Below are 17851 nucleotides of genomic sequence, written 5' to 3'. Positions count from 1 at the left end.
CCTCAGCCCAGCGCCTTCTTCAGCAGTTCGTTGACCACCTGCGGGTTCGCCTTGCCCTGCATCGCCTTCATCGTCTGCCCGACGAAGAAGCCGAACAGCGCTTCCTTGCCGCCCCTATACTGCTCGACCTTGTCGGCATTGGCGGCCAAAATCTTGGCGATTTCACCCTCGATCGCGCCGGTGTCGCTTGTCTGCTTCAGCCCGTCGCGCTCGACGATCACGCCCGCACCGTCGCCGCTTTCGAGCATCTTTTCGAACACCGCCTTGGCGATCGTCCCCGAAATCGTGCCGTCGGCGACCAGGCCGAGCAATTCGGCGGCGTGCTGCGGCGATACCGGCGAGTCCGAAATGTCGCGGCCCATACGGTTCAAGGCGCCGAACAATTCGCTTGTCACCCAGTTCGCCGCCGCAACCGGCTTAACGCCCGCTTCCAGCAAAGTGTCGAACCAAAGCGCCGCCTCGACCTCGGCGGTCAGCACATCGGCATTATACGGCGAAATCCCCGCCGCCAGATAGCGCGCGCGCTTGGCGTCGGGCAGTTCGGGCAGGCTGTCGCGGCATTCGGTCAGGAAATCATCGTCGAGGATCAGCGGCAGCAGGTCGGGGTCGGGGAAATAGCGGTAATCATGGGCATCTTCCTTCGACCGCATCGAGCGCGTCTCATTGCGGTCGGGATCGTAAAGCCGCGTTTCCTGCACCACCGTGCCGCCGCTTTCGATCAGCGCAACCTGGCGCTTCGCCTCGCCCTCGATCACCGCCATCACGAAGCGCACCGAGTTGACGTTCTTCGTCTCGGTCCGCGTGCCCAGCTCGTCACCGGGTTTGCGAACCGACACGTTCACATCGGCGCGCATCGAGCCTTCTTCCATATTGCCGTCGCACGATCCGACATAGCGCAGGATCGAACGCAGCTTGCGCACATAGGCGCCAGCCTCGGCGGGCGAGCGCATGTCGGGGCGCGAGACGATCTCCATCAGCGCGACACCGCTGCGGTTCAAATCGACATAGGACATCGTCGGATGCTGGTCGTGCATCAGCTTGCCGGCATCCTGCTCGACATGGATGCGCTCGACCCCGATCACCTTCGCTTCGGGCAGGCCAGCCTTCTCATCGGCCTCGATCGTTAGCGAACCTTCGCCGACAATCGGATGATAAAGCTGCGAAATCTGGTAACCCTGCGGCAGATCGGCGTAGAAATAATTCTTGCGGTCGAACCGCGAATATGTGTTGATCTGCGCCTCGATCGCCATGCCCGTGCGCACCGCCTGACGGATGCACTCGCGGTTCGGCACCGGCAGCATCCCCGGCATCGCGGCGTCGACCAGCGACACCTGCGTATTCGGCTCCGCCCCGAACGCCGTCGCGGCGCCCGAAAACAGCTTGGCGTTGGTGGAGATCTGGGCATGGACTTCCAGGCCGATCACGACCTCCCACTCACCGGTTTCGCCCTGCACTCGATAGTCAGACATTGCTTACTTCCTCTGTGTCCCTGCGAAGGAGTGTCGGGTCGGATCGTCCCCCGGACGATCCTTGAACATGCGGGGCATGTTCACCCCGACACTGACCCATCACCTGCCGCTTCAACCTTGCACCATCCGAAGATGGGCCCCTGCCTTCGCAGGGGCACGCGGTTGAACTACCACCATTTCTCCGCCCGCGCCGTAAAGCCCGCCCGTTCCTCGATCGCCAGCCCGGCGTTGAGCACGCCCTGCTCGTCAAAAGCCTTGCCGATGATCTGCAAGCCCAGCGGCAGCCCTTCGCGGTTCAGCGCCGCGGGGACCGACATCGCGGGCAGCCCCGCCAGGCTCGCGGGCACCGCGAACACATCGTTCAGATACATCGCCAGCGGATCGGCCATCTTTTCGCCCAGCCCGAACGCCGCCGACGGCGCGGTCGGCGCGAGGATCACGTCGCACGACGCAAAAGCTGCGTCGAAATCGCGCGCGATCAAAGTCCGCACCTTCTGCGCCTGCGTGTAATAGGCGTCGTAAAAGCCCGCCGACAGCACATAGGTGCCGATCATGATGCGGCGCTTGACCTCGGGCCCGAAGCCGTCGGCGCGGGTCGCGGCGTACATGTCCTGCAATCCCGCGCCGGTCGGCAGGTCGCGCAAACCATAACGCACGCCGTCATAACGCGCGAGGTTCGACGAGGCCTCGGCGGGCGCGATGATATAATAAGCCGGCAGCGCATATTTGGTGTGCGGCAGGCTGATCTCGACGACCTCGGCCCCCGCGTCCTTCAGCATCGCGATCCCGGCATCCCACATCGCGTCGATGTCTGGGTCGATGCCTTCCAATCGATATTCCTTGGGAATGCCGACCTTCTTGCCCTTGAGATCGGCCGACAAAGCCGCTTCCCAGTTCGGCACCGGCAAATCGAGGCTCGTCGCATCCTTCGGATCGAAGCCCGCCATATTCTCAAGCATGATCGCGCAGTCGCGCACGTCGCGCGCCATCGGCCCCGCCTGATCGAGCGAGCTGGCGAACGCCACGATACCCCAGCGCGAACAGCGGCCATAGGTCGGCTTGATCCCCGAAATGCCCGTGAACGCCGCGGGCTGGCGGATCGAGCCGCCAGTGTCGGTCCCCGTCGCCGCGGGGCACAGCCGCGCCGCGATCGCGGTCGAACTGCCCCCCGACGATCCGCCCGGCGCCAACGCAGCATTGCCGCCGTCCTTGCGCCGCCACGGCGAAATGACGTTGCCGAAATAGCTCGTCTCGTTCGACGATCCCATCGCGAACTGGTCGAGGTTCAGCTTGCCCAGCATCCCCGCGCCCGCGTCCCACAGCTTCGCCGACACGGTCGATTCATACCGCGGAACAAAGCCTTCGAGCATATGGCTCGCCGCGGTCGTCTGCACGCCGTTGGTCGCGAACAGATCCTTCATCCCGATCGGCACCCCCGACAAAGGCTTCAGCGTCCCCGCCGCGCGGTCGGCATCGGCCGCCTTCGCCGCGGCCAGCGCATGCTCGGGCGTCTCGACGATAAACGCATTGAGCAGCTTCGCGCCCGCGACATTGGCGTTGAACGCCTCCGCTACCTCGACAGCACTGAAATCGCCCGCACGATGCCCATCGCGGATCTGCGCTACCGTTAGATTCGTAAGATCAGTCATCATCAAAAACCGTTCGTGCTGAGCTTGTCGAAGCACCGTACTTCTTTGCTCAGACGGGGAGGAAAAGGACGGCCCTTCGACAAGCTCAGGGCAAACGGAAAGAGAATGCGGCGCATCACTCGATCACCTTGGGCACGCCAAAGAAGCCATGCTGCGGCGCAGGCGCATTGGCCAGCACATCGTCGCGGCGGTTGCCACCGGTCAGCGGATCGGCGTCGATCACATCGTCGCGCAGCCGCAGCACATTCGGGATCACCGCGGTCATCGGCTCGACCCCGGTCACATCGACCTCGCCGAGTTGCTCGACCCAGCCGAGAATAGCGTTTAATTCGCCTTCCATCGCGGCGGCTTCCGCATCGCTGATCGCGATGCGCGCCAGCGACGCGATTTTCCCTACCGTTGCCTGATCGATTGTCATGATCGCCCTAACTTTAACGAAGCCGCGCCGCTAGCATCCCCGCCGGATCGCTTCAACCATCCTGATCCTCCCTGCGGCGAAGCCGTGGGGAGGGGGACCGCCCGAAGGGTGGTGGAGGGGCAGCGACATCGCGTCATCGCCCCTCCGTCAGCGGCTACGCCGCTGCCACCTCCCCATCGCTTCGCGACAGGGAGGATCAAAATCTACTCGAAAGCCTCCGATTCCGGCACGCCATCCACCAATATGCGACGTTGCTGCACCGTCTCGACCTCGATGCGCGCCTTCGACAGATCGACGCCCGGCTTCTTTGCGAGTGGCTGCTTCGCCCAATCGCCCTGCACCCACTGCCCCGCGTCATTCCGCGTCACAAAATCGAAATTGAGCGACTCGCCCGGCACGTTCTGCCCCAACACCCCGATCCGGTTCTCGTCGAGCCATACCGCCACACACGCCTTCGCCCGGCTGCACATATAGCTGCCCGATACGCGATCGAGCGCCTCTGCGGGCAGCGCGCGCTCCGCCGGAATGACGCGCAGACGCTCGGCAAAGGGCTTGAGCAAGGTCGGCCCCTCGGGGCCCGTCAAATCCCAGCGGTTCTTCGCCTCGAGCGCCGCCGTGGCCGCATCGGCGCGCGCCTTGTACGGCGACTTTTCCAGTTCCTTGAGCGCCGCCCGTCCGGCGGGTCCGAAATCATAAGCGATCGCCGCCCAGTCGAATTTCTCGACCGGGGTCGCCCCCGACTTCAGCCGCGCCACTTGATCGCGCGTCGAAATCGCTCCAAAATCGACGATCGGCAGCGCCAGGAACAACGCCAGCAATGCCAGCCCGATCGCGAGCTTCTGCTGCAAGGGCCGCAGCATATCGTCGAAATCGCGCCGCCCCTTCACGACCGCCCACACACCCGCGATGCCATAAGCGAGCGCGATGATCGCCGCGATCACGCCCCAGATGCGCTCGGGCGTCCAGCCGTACTGGCCGACACGCAAATGCATCGAATAGAAGGCGATCCCCGCCAGCGGCAGCACCGCGACGACCAGCACCGGCGCGGCCCAGCGCAGCATCGGGCTCGTCGCGCGGTCGTCGCTGCCATTGCCGATCACCGCATTGGCGAGCAGCACCGCGAACGCCGCGACCGCCATCATCACCGCCGCGGTCGAAAAGCCCGAATCCCAAAGCTTCTGCATGCCCGTCCCCGCCAGCGACAACAGGAAGATCACCAGCGCAACCGCGAGCACCGGCGCCAACACCGCAAGCACCATCATCACCAGCCGCTGCAGCGTCGCGACCAGTCTGTCGCGCTCGCGCAGCAGTCCCACCGCGCCGCCGAACGCCGCACCCGCCAGCATCCAGCCGAACCATTCGTCGTTCAGCAGGTCGAAGATCAGGTTGATCCCGATCAGCTTGAACATCTGCCCGATCAGCACGACGAGCAGGAAGGTGATGCCGACGAACGCCAGGCTCGCCGCGCCGATCACCGCATCGGTCCACGCATGGCTGTGCAATCGCGCATACGGCATCGCCCACAGCTTCCAGAACCGCCAGTCGGGCGCGACATCGCGCCGCGTCTGGAACAGCGGCGTCGCGACCAGCACCGCGAGCAACCCCGACCAGAAGGGCCACTCGATCAGATTCCCCTGAACATTATAACCGGCCGTCTGCCACGCGATCAGGCCCATCACGGCGCCCCAAGCCAGTGCGAAGCCCAACGCCCAGCGCCAACGCCGCAGTTCGACGCCGAGCACGAAGGCGATCGTCGCAACGACGACAAAAGCCGCCAACGCGCTCCGCCAATGGGCCAGCGCCTGCTCATAACGATGGCCGGTCAGCAAATGGATCGCCAGCCCCGCCGCGGCGCAAATCGCCGCCATGATCCACGGGCGCAGCGGCCACGGCGGATCATTCTCGTCGAGGCGCGCCGAAACGCGCGGCGAATCGGGGGCGGAATGTGCGGTCGCGTCTGTCATGCGCCAAAGCGTATCGCGTAACTTCGTCATCCTGAACTTGTTTCAGAGCCTGCCCCGGACCTGATCCGGGGATCCATGGACTGCGATCGCGCGTTGGGGCCATGGATGCTGAAACGAGTTCAGCATGACGAGTTATTTGTAGCTGCGCACCGGAGCCGCTAGAGAGGCGCGAAATCCATCTCTCCCGACCGTATGGAACTCTCATTGGCCCGCAAATTTCTCTACGTCATCCCCGCCCTCATCCTTCTCTTCCTCGCCGCCGGGGTCGTGTACCAGCTCTTCCCGGGCTGGATCGCGCGCACCGCGTTCGTTCCCAGTACCGAATTCAAGCCGCAGGTCGCGGTCGCGCCGAACGCCTATGACGACCCGAAAATGTGGTTCGCGCGCCCGGGCATGGAGAAGGATCCGTCGGCTTGGCGCCCCGCCGCCGACGGCAGCGAAACTCCCGGCACCGAGGACGCCAAAACGGACGGCCAGTTGATCCCGCCCGCCAAGGCCGCCCCGGCCGCGACCGAAGCCGCGACGCCGAAAGGCGACGCCGCGGTCTTCTTCGTCCACCCGACCAGCTATTACAGCCGCTCGAGCTGGAACGCCCCGCTCGAGGATCGCGATTCCGACCACCGCGCCAATCTGTTCGTACAGGGCATGGCGAGCGCCTTTGCCGATGCCGGCGAAATCTGGGCGCCGCGCTACCGCCAGGCGACGCTCGGCGCCTTCCTCGCCCAGGACCGCGTCACCGCGGGCAAGGCGATCGATTCCGCCTATCGCGACGTCGAGGAGGCGTTCGACGCCTTCCTCGCCGCGCAGCCGAAGACCAAGCCGATCATCCTCGCAGGCCACAGCCAGGGCGCGCTGCACCTGACGACGCTGCTCAAGAACAAGATCGCGGGCACCCCGCTCGCGAAGCGCATCGTCGCCGCTTACATCATCGGCTGGCCGGTCAGCCTCGACACCGACATCGCCGGCCTCGGCCTGCCCGCGTGCCAGACCCCTGAGCAGAAAGGCTGCGTCGTCGGCTGGGCGACCTTCGCCGAGCCCGCCGATCCCGCAATGGTCACCGCCGCCTATGACGGCACGATCGGTTTCGACGGCCGCCCGCGCGCCGAAACGCGGATGCTCTGCACCAATCCGCTCACCGGCATCCCCGACACCGAAGCGCTGCCAGAGGCGAATATCGGCACGCTGAAACCGACCCAGGGCTTCAAGAGCGGATTGCTGATCGCGGGCAAGATCGGCGCGAAATGCGACGACACGCGCGGTTTCCTGATGATCGGCGACGCCGAAATCGCGAAAAATTATGTCGTCGCGGGCTATGTGCTCCCCGGCAACAATTATCACGTCTACGACATCACGCTTTTCTGGGCGAACGTCCGCGCCGACGCGCTCCGCCGCCTCGCAACCTATGAAGGCAAGCCGTCGCCGGTGCCGCCTGCCGCGGCGCCGATGATGCCGCCGACGCCTCCGACGGCCCCGACGGCCCCGACGCCCAAATCCTAGCCCCGTCATTGCGAGGAGCAAAGCGACGCGGCAATCCAGAGTGGTGTCGGACCGCTCTGGATTGCTTCGCTCCGCTCGCAATGACGATATTTTGGGACTAGAGGCAGCAGCATGATCACCACCGCCGCCCCCGACTTCGCCGCCAGCTTCCCGAACGGCGGCCGCCTCGCGGGCCTCGACGTCGGCACCAAAACCATCGGCGTCGCCTTTTGCGATGTGAACTGGAGCTTCGCGACCCCCGACAAGACGATCATCCGCAAGAAATTCTCGATCGATCTCGAAACGCTCAAGACGCTGATCGCCCAGCACAATATCGTCGGCCTCGTCGTCGGCCTCCCCCTCAACATGGACGGCACCGACAGCCCGCGCACGCAGAGCACCCGCGCCTTCGCACGCAACCTTGCGCCGCTCGCCCTCCCTCTGCTGCTCTGGGACGAGCGCTGGTCGACCGCCGCGGTCGAGCGCGCGATGATCGCCGCCGACGTCAGCCGCGCGAAACGCGCCGAACGCGTCGACAGCGCCGCCGCGGCCTTCATCCTGCAGGGCGCGATCGACGCCCTTACGCGCCAATGACGCCGCACGCCTGAACTGCGAGAATGACCGAATATTTTTTTGTCTGGCTTGGCGTCGCGAACGGCATCGCCTTCGGTTTGATGGTCGCCGACAAGCGCCGCGCCGAGGCGGGCATGCGCCGCATATCCGAAGGCAGCTTGCTCGGCTGGGCGTGGCTCGGCGGCGCCATCGGCACCTATGCGGCATCGCGCCTTGTCCGGCACAAAACGCGCAAACAGCCGTTTGCGCGAACGATGGTCATGCTCTGCGCCGCCGAAATCGTCTTGCTCGGATTTTGGGCACTCGGATTTCTCGACCCACTACTCCGCCAATAGCAGCTATCCCCGCGAAGGCGGGGACCCAGAGCATCCATACGCTGCTTTCCAATGCTCTGGATCCCCGCCTTCGCGGGGAAACGAGAAGGAGGTCGATGTGCGATTTTCGCACGCAACAGCTTGCGATTTTTGCAACTCCTCCGTAGACGCTCGGCTTTAATGACAAGCTCAACACTCCGACCCGCCAGCGACTATCCGCCCGGCGGCGATGCCTTTCGCCATCGCCACCTGATCGGCATCGCCCAGCTCACCCCGTGGGAGATCAGCTACGTCCTCGACGCCGCCGAAGAGTGGGTCGACCTGAACCGCTCGGGCGCCGCCAAGCATGACGACCGGCTCGCCGGCCTCACGATCATCAACGCCTTTTTCGAAAATTCGACGCGCACCTTGCTGTCGTTCGAGATCGCCGGAAAACGCCTCGGCGCCGACGTCGTCAACATGCACGCCGCGCAGTCGAGCGTGAAGAAAGGCGAGACGCTGATCGACACCGCGATGACGCTGAACGCGATGCGCGCCGACGCGATGGTGATCCGCCATGGCAGCTCGGGCGCGGTCCAGCTCATCGCCGACAAGGTCGACTGCCCCGTGCTCAACGCCGGCGACGGCCGCCACGAACATCCGACGCAGGCGCTGCTCGACGCGCTGACCATCCGCCGCCGCAAGGGCAAGGTCGAGGGCCTGACCATCGCCATCTGCGGCGACGTCCTCCACAGCCGCGTCGCGCGCTCGAACATCCTCGCGCTCACGCTGCTCGGCAACGAGGTGCGCGTCGTCGCACCGCCGACGCTGACCCCGCCCGCGATCGACCGTATGCACGTCACCACCTTCACCGACATGGACGAAGGCATCAAGGACGCCGACGTCGTGATGACGCTCCGCCTCCAGAACGAACGCATGGACGGCGCCTATCTGCCCAGCGCGCGCGAATATCACGCGCTCTACGGCCTCACCCCCAAACGCCTCGAAAAGGCCAAGCCCGACGCGATCGTCATGCACCCCGGCCCGATGAACCGCGGGGTCGAGATCGACAGCAGCGTCGCCGACGATCCCGTCCGCTCGACGATCACCGAACAGGTCGAAATGGGGGTCGCGGTCCGCATGGCGTGCCTCGACATATTGACGCGCCGCAAGCGGGGAGTCGTCGGATGGAACTGAAGCCGCTCCATATCACCGGCGCCTTGCTGATCGACGGCGACACGCCGCGCCCAGGCAGTCTGCTCATCGTCGATGGCCGCATCGCCGCGCTCGACCCGACCGAACTGCCCGAAGGCACCGAAACCGTCGACGCGCGCGGCCAGTGGCTCGCGCCCGGCATCATCGACCTCGGCGTCTTCGCGACCGACAAGCCCGCCTTCCACTTCGGCGGCATCACGCGCGCCGCGCTGATGCCCGACAACGGCCCGCTCGACGGCGCCGGGCTCGTCGAACGCGCGGCCAAGGGCGGCAAGCCCGACCTCTGGGTCCATCCGCTCGCCGCCGCGACCAAGCGCCTCGAAGGCAAGGAACTCGCCGAAATCGGCCTGATGAAACAGGCCGGCGCGCGCGCTATCGCCACCGGACGCACCCGCATCGCCGACAGCGGCGTGATGCGCCGCGTCCTCGCCTACGCCGCCTCGCTTGGCCTCGTCACGATCATCCATGCCGAGGATGAAGGGCTGACCGCCGGCGCGGTCGCGACCGACGGCGAAATGGCCACCCGCCTCGGCCTCGCCTCCGCTCCCGCCATCGCCGAGGCGATCGCGATCGCGCGCGACCTCGCGCTCGTCGAGGAAACCGGCGCGCCCGTCCATTTCCGCCAGGTCACCACCGCGCGCGGGCTCGACCTGATCCGTGCCGCCAAGGCAAAGGGGCTGCCCGTCCTCTGCGGCATCACCCCCGCGCATCTGCTGCTCTCCGACACTGCGATCGGCGATTTCCGCACCTTTGCGCGCCTCTCGCCGCCGCTTCGCTCGGAGGATGATCGCCGCGCGTGCCTCGCCGCGATCGCCGACGGCACGATCGACATCCTCGCCTCGGGCCACGACCCGCGCGGCCCCGAGGACAAGCGCCTGCCCTTCGCCGAAGCTTTGCCCGGTATGGCGGGCGCCGAAACTTTGCTCGCGCTCGGCCTCGGCCTCGTCCGCGACGGCCATATCTCGCCCGGCCGCCTGTTCGACCTGCTCGCGACCACCCCCGCCTGCCTGCTTGGCGTCGACGCCGGCAAACTCGCGGTGGGCAAGGAAGCCGACCTCATCCTCGTCGACGAGGGCACGCCGTGGCAGGTCGACGCCAAGAAAATGGCCGCCTGGGCCGGCAACACCCCCTTCGACGGCATGCCGGTCCAGGGCCGCGCGACGATGATGTGGAAGGGCGGCCAGCGCATTCGCTAATTCCGCTTTGGGGTGGAGAGCTGCCATAGCCTCCCCTCCCGCAAGCGGGAGGGGCAGCGAGGCTTGCCAGCTTGCTGGCTAGCCGCAGCGGGGTGGGCCATCGCAACGTCGCTGCCCACCCCCGACCCCTCCCGCAAGCGGGAGGGGAGAAGAACGGCAACTACCGGTCGATAGCCGCCGTCTCCATGGTGGGTTCGCCTCAGATATACGGACCCCACATCATCATCCACGCACCCGCGCTGCCCGCGAGGATGACGAGGCCGCTGATCGTCAGCAGCGCCGCGACACCCTTCTTCGCCGCCGGTGTGCCGTGCGCTCCGGCGCGCAGATAGAGTTCGGCGACGGCGAGCGGGAGCAGCGAATTGGCGAAGGCCAGGAACAGGTCGAACGGACCGTCCATCGCCTTGCCGATGCCCGCCCCGCCGGTTGCAAGGCCCCACACCATATAGCCGACGCGCATGAACCAGACCGCGCTCGCCACCGCGAACAGGCGGATCGCCCAGCGGCGATGGTCGGCGAAGCGGCGGTGGCGCGCGGCTTGCCATGCAAGGGCGGCAAAGCCGATGATCAGCAACGCGTCGAGCGTGATACCGATCGCGCCGATATAGTTCAGCCAGGTTCCGCGGCCCCAGGTCATCCATAGTCCGCCCAGCGCGAGCGCGAGCGCGCACAGCATATAGAGCCGCCCGTTCCAGCGGTGCAGCCCCGGCCAGCGGCTCCGGATCGCCGGGACGAGCTGCACCAGTCCGCCAAAGGTGAGGACCGCCGCCATCAGCACATGCGCGGCGAAGAAGAGATTGCCCGCGGTGTCGCCGGGGACGAAGCCCTTGATGATCGGTTTGTCGTTCCAGCCCGCGAAATTGCCGGTCAGCGTTGGGGGATAATAGAAGAGCAGGATGAAGGCGACGAAGAGCAATTGCCCCGCGGCGATGGCGAGATAGCAGAAGGTCGCGCTGCGCCCGAGCCAGTCGGTGCGGCGGGCCGGCCGCGCGGGTGCGAGCGATGCGTCGATGGTTGCCATGGTCAACTCCCCGATTTCCGGCGGGAGCCTGCGCCTTTCGCGTTAGTGAGTCAATGATATAATACAGTAACACACTTAGGCCGAAATGTTTGAACGCAAGCATCGGGACGCGGCGCGAATCGGACCGTGGCATTGAACGTCCGACGCCAGAGAAAGGATGTTCCGATGACCTATTCGATCCAGGGACTCAGCCCTGAACCTTTTATCCCGCTCTTTGCGCTCGACGACGCCGGGCTTGCCGCGATCAACGCGCGCCGCGTCATCGCGACCGCCGACCGCGGTTTCCCCTGCCGCATCAGCCTGGAGGACGCGAAGGCGGGCGAGGCGCTGATCCTGCTCCATCACACCAGCCACGATGTCGCCACGCCGTATCGCAGCGCCTATGCGATCTATGTGCGGCCGGGCGTCGAGGCGGCGACCTGGCGTGACGAAGTGCCGCCGGTGTTCGAGGGGCGCCCGCTCGCGCTGCGCGCCTTCGATGCCGAGGCTATGCTGCGGACTGCGCGGCTCGTGGGACCGGGCGAGGCCGATGCCGCGATCCGCGACCTGTTCGCCGACGATGCCATATCCTATATCGATGCCCACAACGCCGCGCATGGTTGTTTCGCCGCGCGGATCGAGAGGAATTGACCATGGACTTCAAGGCCATGACCGACGACGAGCGTTGGGACGCGGTGCAGGCGCGCGACAAGGCGCAGGACGGCCGCTTCGTCACCGGGGTGCTGACCACCGGCATCTATTGCCGGCCAAGCTGCGCCGCGCGCCATCCCTTGCGCCAGAATGTCCGCTTCTTCGCCGACGGCGATGCGGCGCGCGCCACGGGCCTTCGCCCGTGCAAGCGCTGCCTGCCCGACGATGTCGCGCGCGACGAAAATGCGGTGATCAAGGCGATCGCGGCGATCAAGACCAGCGAGGAGCCGCTCGCGCTCGGCGATCTTGCCGCGCGCACCGGCTATTCGCCGACGCATTTCCAGCGCGTCTTTACCCGCCACACTGGCCTGTCGCCCGCCGCCTATGCCCGCGCCTTGCGCGAAGAGCGCGCGCGGCAGGCGCTCACCGAGGGCGGCCGAGTGACCGACGCGATTTACGACGCGGGCTTTTCGGGACCGTCGCGCTTCTACCAGAATATGGAAGGCCGCATGGGCATGACGGCGTCGGCGTGGGTCAACGGCGGCAAGGACACGGTGATCCACTGGGCGGTCGTGCCGACCAGTCTTGGCGCGATGCTCGTCGCGGCGACCGAGAAGGGCGTGTGCCGCCTGAGCTTCGACGAAGGGCGCGAGGCATTGGAAGAGCGTTTCCCCGCGGCCGAACTGATCGAAGGCGGCGAAGCGTTCGAAGCCTTGCTCAAACAGGTCGTCGACGCGGTCGAGGCGCCGGTGACTGGCTTCGATCATATCCCGATCGACGTGAAGGGCACCGTCTTTCAGGAAGCGGTGTGGCGCGAGCTCAGAAAGATTCCCGCAGGCGAAACGCGCAGCTATGCCGACATTGCTGCGGCGGTCGGCAAGCCCAAGGCGGTGCGCGCGGCGGGAAGCGCGAACGGCGCAAATAACGTGGCGGTGCTGATCCCGTGCCACCGTGTGGTACGCAGCGACGGGACGCTCGGCGGCTATGCTTACGGCCTGCCGATCAAGGAAGAATTGCTCAAGAGGGAGAGTTTTTGATGTCTGACAAAGTTGCCGAATTTCGCGCGCTGCACGTTCCGGGCGATCCGCTGATCCTGATCAACATCTGGGACGCGGGGAGCGCGAAAGCGGTTGCCACGGCGGGAGCCAAGGCGATCGCGACGGGCAGCTGGGGCGTCGCGTCGGCGCACGGATCGTCGGACGGCGAGAATTTCCCGCTCGATGCGGCGCTCGCCAACCTCGCGCGCATCCTGACAGTCACCGACCTGCCGGTCACGATCGACATGGAGGCGGGCTATGGCGACGATCCCGCCGCAGTCGGCGCATCGGTGGCGCGGGCGCGCGATGCGGGTGCGGCGGGGATCAACATGGAGGACCGGCTTCCCGCGGAGAAAGAGTTGCTCCCGATAGCCGAGGCGGCTGCTCGCTACCGCGCCGCCGCGGACAGCGGGCTGTTCGTCAATGCGCGCTGCGACCTGTTCCTGAGCGGCGACGTGGCGACCGACGGCGACGCACTCGTCGCCGCGACGCTCGAACGCGCGCGCGCCTATGCCGACGCGGGCGCGAGCGGGCTGTTCGTGCCCTTCCTCGCCGATCCGAAATGCATCGGCGCAATCTGCGACGCCTCGCCGCTGCCGGTCAACATATTACGCGGCAAGGGCGGCCCGACGCACAGGGAACTCGCCGCGCTTGGCGTCGCGCGGATCAGCCATGGGCATCAGCCCTGGGCCGCCGCGATGGCGTGGCTCGCGGGGCAAGCCGCACAGGTGATGGGCGGCGCCGAACCCGATTATTGAAGAAGGGCTAGTCGTCGTCGGCGTCGCCGGCGACGGCTTCCTTGCCGGGGCCTGCACGGCGGTCGCGCATCGCTTCAAGTCGTGCAAGCATCGCTTCGCCCCGGCCATTGTCGTGCGGATCGAAGGCCACCGTCCGCCCCAGCCGCACTGCGCGCTCGAACTCCCCCTGATTCGCGAGCGCGAAGGCATAGGAAACTCGCATCTCGATATTTTCGGGGGTCAGGATGAAGGCGCGTTCGAGCGCCTTGATCGCCATCTCGCTCGGCCGCTTCCCTTCCGCCAGAAAGCTGTCGAAATAGGCGTAGAGCGGCACCGGATCATTCGGGTCGGTGCGGTTGGCGAGCTGGATCGGCTTGCGTGCCTCGCGCCATGCTGCCGCGTCTTCCTCTCCCTTTTCGCGCAGTTGATACAGCTTCAGCCTGCCGAGCAGGACATTGGCGCGGACATGGTCGGGCTTTGCCGCAAGCACTTTGTCGAGCGCGGTCTGCATCGCCGCAAGGTCGCGCTTGTCCCTGTCGATGTCCCATTCGGCCGCCGCGAGCTCGAACTGGACATCGGCGTTGGCGGGCTGCGCGGCGGCGAGTTTGCGCAGCGTGTCGCGCGCTTTGGTCAGGCGCGCCGCGTCACCGCGCGCATTCAGCCGTTCGAGCCGCGGCATGATCACGGCATCTTCGTCCGCCGACAGCGGCGCGATCCGGACGTTGGCCGAGATGGCAACGGCATCGCGCGTGGTGCGGTAGCTCAGCTTGCCCTGGATGTAGCGGTTCAGATCCTTGTCGAGCAGGGCAAGATCGCCAAAGGCATCGGTCGCCGCCTGTTTGGGTTCGGTGCCGGCGTTGATCGCATTGGTATAGGCGTTGATCTGATCCCCCCGCGCGGCACTGTGGAAGAGCATGTGGGTCAGCACCCAGGCGCGGCCGTAATAGACGTCCATCTGCCCGCTGCTCCGCATCGCACCCGGCTGTTCGAACAACAGCCTTTCGGCCGGAATTTTCGGCATCGCCAACAGGCCATAAGCGCGGCGATAGACCGGTTGGCCGATCATCGCGCGGCCCTGCTTGTCGAAGTCGACGGTCGAATAATATTCGGCGAACCCTTCGATCAGCCACGACGGAAAGGCGGCGCGCAGGTGGCGCTTCATGAAATGGTGGCTGTATTCGTGGAACAACACCTGCTGCGACGCCGATGTGCCGGTGACGCTGCTGCCGCCGTTCTGGCGAAAGGACATGGCGAAGCTGCCATCGCGGTCCTGCCGATAAAAGCCCGCAATCGACGCGCTGCGCGATCCGGTCGCCAATTCGGCGACGTCGGGTGCAGCGGCGACCAGATAGATCGGCAGCTTGCTTTCCTCGCCGGGCGTCTCGACCTTGAAGAGCAGGCGAAGCGTGGTGTCGAACCGCTGCAGATTCTGCGCGAATTCGCGGAGCGATTTCTCGTTGCTCTCGCTATAGATGATGAAACTGTCGGTGTCGGCGCGCAGCCATTTGGCCTCGGCCGCCGCCGTCATCCCGATTGTCGCGATCCCGGCCAACAGGCCCAAGCCGATTCTCTTCATCCTGCGCCCCCGCATCATAACCCGCGGGGATGCTGCCAGCGCGCCCGGTTACAGTAAAGCCCTGTTACGGCTAAACAAAGCTGTAGGGGTCGATATCGATCGCGAGGCGCGCTTTTGCCGGCCAATCGACGCTGCCCACCCACTCACGGATCGTACCCTGCAGGTCGAAGCTACGCGGGGCGTGGAGCAGCAGGCGGAAGCGGTGGCGGCCGCGCAGCATCGCGAGCGGGGCAGGCGCGGGGCCATAGACCGCGAGGCCGTCGGCGACGGGCGCTTTCGCCCCCAGCCGCTGCGCAACCCCGCGCGCGACGTCGATATCTTCGGACGAGATGACGAGCGCGGCGAAGCGGCCATAGGGCGGCGCGCCGGCCTGTTTGCGCGCCGCGGCTTCGGCCGCATAAAAGCCGTCGCGGTCGTTCGCGACGAGCGCCGCCATCACCGGCGCCTCGGGAACGCGCGTCTGGATCAGCACCACGCCGGGTTTCACGCCGCGCCCGGCGCGGCCGGCGACCTGTGCGATCTGCTGGAAGGTGCGCTCGGACGCGCGCAGGTCGCCGCCGTCGAGCCCGAGGTCGGCGTCGACCACGCCAACCAATGTGAGGTTGGGGAAATGATAGCCTTTGGTGACGAGCTGGGTGCCGATGATGATGTCGACCAGCCCGCCCTCGACATTGTCGACGAACTCGGCGGCCTTCGCGGGCGACCACAAAGTGTCCGAGGTGACAATCGCAACGCGCGCTTCGGGGAAGCGCAGCGCGACCTCGTCGGCGACGCGCTCGACGCCGGGGCCGCAGGCGACGAGGCTGTCCTCGTCCTCGCACTCGGGGCACAGCCGCGGCGGCGGCATGACATTGCCGCAATGATGGCAGGCGAGGCGGTGGACGAGGCGGTGCTCGACCATCCACGCGGTGCAGTTCGGGCACTGGATGCGGTGGCCGCAGGTCCGGCAAAGCGTCAGCGGCGCGAAGCCGCGCCGGTTGAGGAACAGCAGGCTTTGCTCGCCCTTCTGCAATCGGTCGGCAAGCGCGTCGACGAGCGGCGGGGCGAGCCAGCGGCCGCGATCGGGCGGGTCCTGCCGCATGTCGATCGCGGCAAGGTCGGGCAGCGTCGCGCCGCCGAAGCGTGCGGGGAGCTGGATGTGGCGGTAGCGCCCCGCCTCGACCATCGCGAGGCTTTCGAGCGCGGGGGTCGCGCTGGCGAGGATGACCGGTAGCCCCTCGAAATGCCCGCGCATCACCGCGACGTCGCGCGCGTGATAATGGACGCCGTCCTCCTGCTTGAAGCTCGTCTCATGCGCCTCGTCGACGACGATCACGCCGAGCCGGGCGTAAGGGAGGAAGAGCGCCGAGCGCGCGCCGATGACGATGCGGGCGTCGCCCGATGCAATCGCGTGCCAGGCGCGGCGGCGTTCGGCCGAGCGCAGCCCCGAATGCCAGGCGACCGGCTCGCAGCCGAAGCGCGCGGTAAAGCGCGTCAGCATCGGTTCGGTCAGCGCGATTTCGGGAAGCAGCACCAGCGCCTGCTTGCCCGCATCGATCGCGGCGGCGATCGCCTCCATATAGACTTCGGTCTTGCCCGATCCGGTGACGCCGTCGAGCAGCAGCGTTTCGAATTTCGCCGTCGCCACAGCCCCCCGCAACTCCGCTGCCGCTGCGGTCTGTTCGGCGGACAGGTCGGGCGGTGCGAACGTCGGATCGGGTGCGGGATAGGGGGCGTCGGCCGACACGGTCACAGCTTCGAGCGCGCCGGTCTGGACAAGCCCGCGGACCACCGCCTCGCTGACCTCCGCCAGCGCCGCAAGTTCGCGCACCATGCCCTGCCGCTCGCCGATCGCCTCGAGCGCGACGGTGCGTTGCGGCGTCATCCGCGCCGGGACTTCGCCGGTGGCGCGATATTCGACGATCGGGCGGCGGGCATCGGCGAAGGCGACGCCCGGCAGCACCATGCGCAGCACCGCGCCCGGCGGGGCGAGATAATAGTCGCTCGTCCATTCGACGAGGCGGCGGAGCGGCGCGGGCACCGGCGGGACGGGCACGACTTCATAGAGATTGCGCAACCGGTTGTCGCCGACGGCCTCGGGCGCGCCGAAGCTTGCATCCTCCCACACCACGCCGCCGAGCCGCCGCGGCCCGAGCGGCGCAATCACGACGCTGCCAAGCGGCGCTTCGCTTTCGCGCGGGACGCGATAGTCGAGCGGGCCGAGGGCGGCGGTAAGGAGGAGGACGCGGGCGCGGGTCATGGGCTGGGCAGGATATAGGGTGGCGGGTAAAATAGGAAAGCGCCGCCGCGGTGCTCACCCCCTATTCCTTCGTCATGCCGGACTTGATCCGGCATCCATCCCGGCGCCGCTGCTTGGACCCCGGCTCAAGTCCGGGGTGGCGAAAAGGAAATGGCGACTAACGACTGGAATGCGCCCCTTTCACCCGTTCGCATCGAGCGAAGTCGAGATGCCCTTCGGCACGGTGCGATGTCGATGGGTGTCTCGACTTCGCTCGACACGAACGGGAATTGGGGAGCGTCTGAACGACCGATAGTTGCTGTTCCCCGGCGAAGGCCGGGGTCCAGAGCGCAAATCGCAAACGCTTGTTCTCTAACGC

At 66.6% G+C, this 17851-nt stretch carries 15 protein-coding genes; 8 read left to right on the top strand and 7 right to left on the bottom strand.

The window, feature by feature from the left end; genetic code table 11:
• Nucleotides 1-2: 2 nt before the first annotated feature.
• From gatB to ACREBX_RS05270, 4 genes are all read right to left on the bottom strand, one after another.
• Nucleotides 3-1469: an Asp-tRNA(Asn)/Glu-tRNA(Gln) amidotransferase subunit GatB gene (gene gatB / locus ACREBX_RS05285; RefSeq protein ID WP_431560708.1), complete on the bottom strand. Its 1467-nt coding sequence runs from the start codon at nucleotides 1467-1469 to the stop codon at nucleotides 3-5.
• A gap of 167 nt (nucleotides 1470-1636) precedes the next feature.
• Nucleotides 1637-3118: an Asp-tRNA(Asn)/Glu-tRNA(Gln) amidotransferase subunit GatA gene (gatA, locus tag ACREBX_RS05280; RefSeq protein WP_431560720.1), complete on the bottom strand. Its 1482-nt coding sequence runs from the start codon at nucleotides 3116-3118 to the stop codon at nucleotides 1637-1639.
• Between the two features lie 115 nt (nucleotides 3119-3233).
• Nucleotides 3234-3536 carry an Asp-tRNA(Asn)/Glu-tRNA(Gln) amidotransferase subunit GatC gene (gene gatC / locus ACREBX_RS05275; RefSeq protein ID WP_431560707.1) on the bottom strand — a complete coding sequence of 101 codons (303 nt, stop codon included), beginning with the start codon at nucleotides 3534-3536 and terminating at the stop codon, nucleotides 3234-3236.
• 203 nt (nucleotides 3537-3739) lie between these two features.
• Complete coding sequence (locus ACREBX_RS05270) at nucleotides 3740-5500, bottom strand: DUF4153 domain-containing protein (RefSeq protein WP_431560706.1); 1761 nt, start codon at nucleotides 5498-5500, stop codon at nucleotides 3740-3742.
• A 204-nt stretch (nucleotides 5501-5704) separates the two neighbouring features.
• Here ACREBX_RS05270 and ACREBX_RS05265 point away from each other — a divergent pair, with 204 nt between their 5' ends.
• The 5 genes from ACREBX_RS05265 (at nucleotide 5705) to ACREBX_RS05245 (ending at nucleotide 10253) form a co-directional block, all read left to right on the top strand.
• Nucleotides 5705-6997 (top strand): DUF3089 domain-containing protein, encoded by a 1293-nt coding sequence (locus ACREBX_RS05265; RefSeq protein ID WP_431560705.1) that lies wholly within the window; start codon nucleotides 5705-5707, stop codon nucleotides 6995-6997.
• Nucleotides 6998-7108: 111 nt separating this feature from the next.
• On the top strand, nucleotides 7109-7570 hold the full coding sequence (gene ruvX, locus ACREBX_RS05260) for a Holliday junction resolvase RuvX (protein ID WP_431560704.1): 462 nt from the start codon (nucleotides 7109-7111) through the stop codon (nucleotides 7568-7570).
• A gap of 23 nt (nucleotides 7571-7593) precedes the next feature.
• On the top strand, nucleotides 7594-7884 hold the full coding sequence (locus ACREBX_RS05255) for a DUF1294 domain-containing protein (protein WP_431560703.1): 291 nt from the start codon (nucleotides 7594-7596) through the stop codon (nucleotides 7882-7884).
• A gap of 159 nt (nucleotides 7885-8043) precedes the next feature.
• Entirely contained in the window at nucleotides 8044-9039 is a 996-nt protein-coding gene (locus tag ACREBX_RS05250; RefSeq protein WP_431560702.1) for an aspartate carbamoyltransferase catalytic subunit, read from the top strand.
• A complete protein-coding gene (locus ACREBX_RS05245) occupies nucleotides 9030-10253 on the top strand; it encodes a dihydroorotase (RefSeq protein ID WP_431560701.1) in 1224 nt (407 codons plus the stop codon). Before ACREBX_RS05250 ends, ACREBX_RS05245 begins: the two co-directional genes overlap by 10 nt.
• 199 nt (nucleotides 10254-10452) lie before the next feature.
• Here ACREBX_RS05245 and ACREBX_RS05240 read toward each other — a convergent pair whose 3' ends face one another.
• A complete protein-coding gene (locus tag ACREBX_RS05240) occupies nucleotides 10453-11274 on the bottom strand; it encodes a DUF2306 domain-containing protein (RefSeq protein ID WP_431560700.1) in 822 nt (273 codons plus the stop codon).
• A gap of 165 nt (nucleotides 11275-11439) precedes the next feature.
• Between ACREBX_RS05240 and ACREBX_RS05235 the strand changes: the two genes are divergently transcribed.
• The 3 genes from ACREBX_RS05235 to ACREBX_RS05225 are packed head-to-tail and all read left to right on the top strand — an operon-like array spanning nucleotide 11440 to nucleotide 13699.
• A complete protein-coding gene (locus ACREBX_RS05235) occupies nucleotides 11440-11904 on the top strand; it encodes a DUF1203 domain-containing protein (protein WP_431560699.1) in 465 nt (154 codons plus the stop codon).
• Nucleotides 11905-11906: 2 nt separating this feature from the next.
• On the top strand, nucleotides 11907-12941 hold the full coding sequence (gene ada / locus ACREBX_RS05230) for a bifunctional DNA-binding transcriptional regulator/O6-methylguanine-DNA methyltransferase Ada (RefSeq protein WP_431560698.1): 1035 nt from the start codon (nucleotides 11907-11909) through the stop codon (nucleotides 12939-12941).
• Nucleotides 12941-13699 (top strand): isocitrate lyase/PEP mutase family protein, encoded by a 759-nt coding sequence (locus ACREBX_RS05225; protein WP_431560697.1) that lies wholly within the window; start codon nucleotides 12941-12943, stop codon nucleotides 13697-13699. Before ada ends, ACREBX_RS05225 begins: the two co-directional genes overlap by 1 nt.
• A 7-nt stretch (nucleotides 13700-13706) precedes the next feature.
• Here the strand turns inward: ACREBX_RS05225 and ACREBX_RS05220 are convergent, their stop codons facing one another.
• Nucleotides 13707-15254 (bottom strand): hypothetical protein, encoded by a 1548-nt coding sequence (locus tag ACREBX_RS05220; protein WP_431560696.1) that lies wholly within the window; start codon nucleotides 15252-15254, stop codon nucleotides 13707-13709.
• A 70-nt stretch (nucleotides 15255-15324) separates the two neighbouring features.
• Entirely contained in the window at nucleotides 15325-17493 is a 2169-nt protein-coding gene (locus tag ACREBX_RS05215) for a primosomal protein N' (RefSeq protein WP_431560695.1), read from the bottom strand.
• Nucleotides 17494-17851: the final 358 nt, after the last annotated feature.

This window comes from Sphingopyxis sp., from assembly GCF_050725655.1.
In the GTDB taxonomy this organism is placed as follows: Bacteria; Pseudomonadota; Alphaproteobacteria; order Sphingomonadales; family Sphingomonadaceae; genus Sphingopyxis.
The sequence above is the reverse complement of the archived record's forward strand: the minus strand, read 5'-3'. Positions and strand labels throughout refer to the sequence as shown.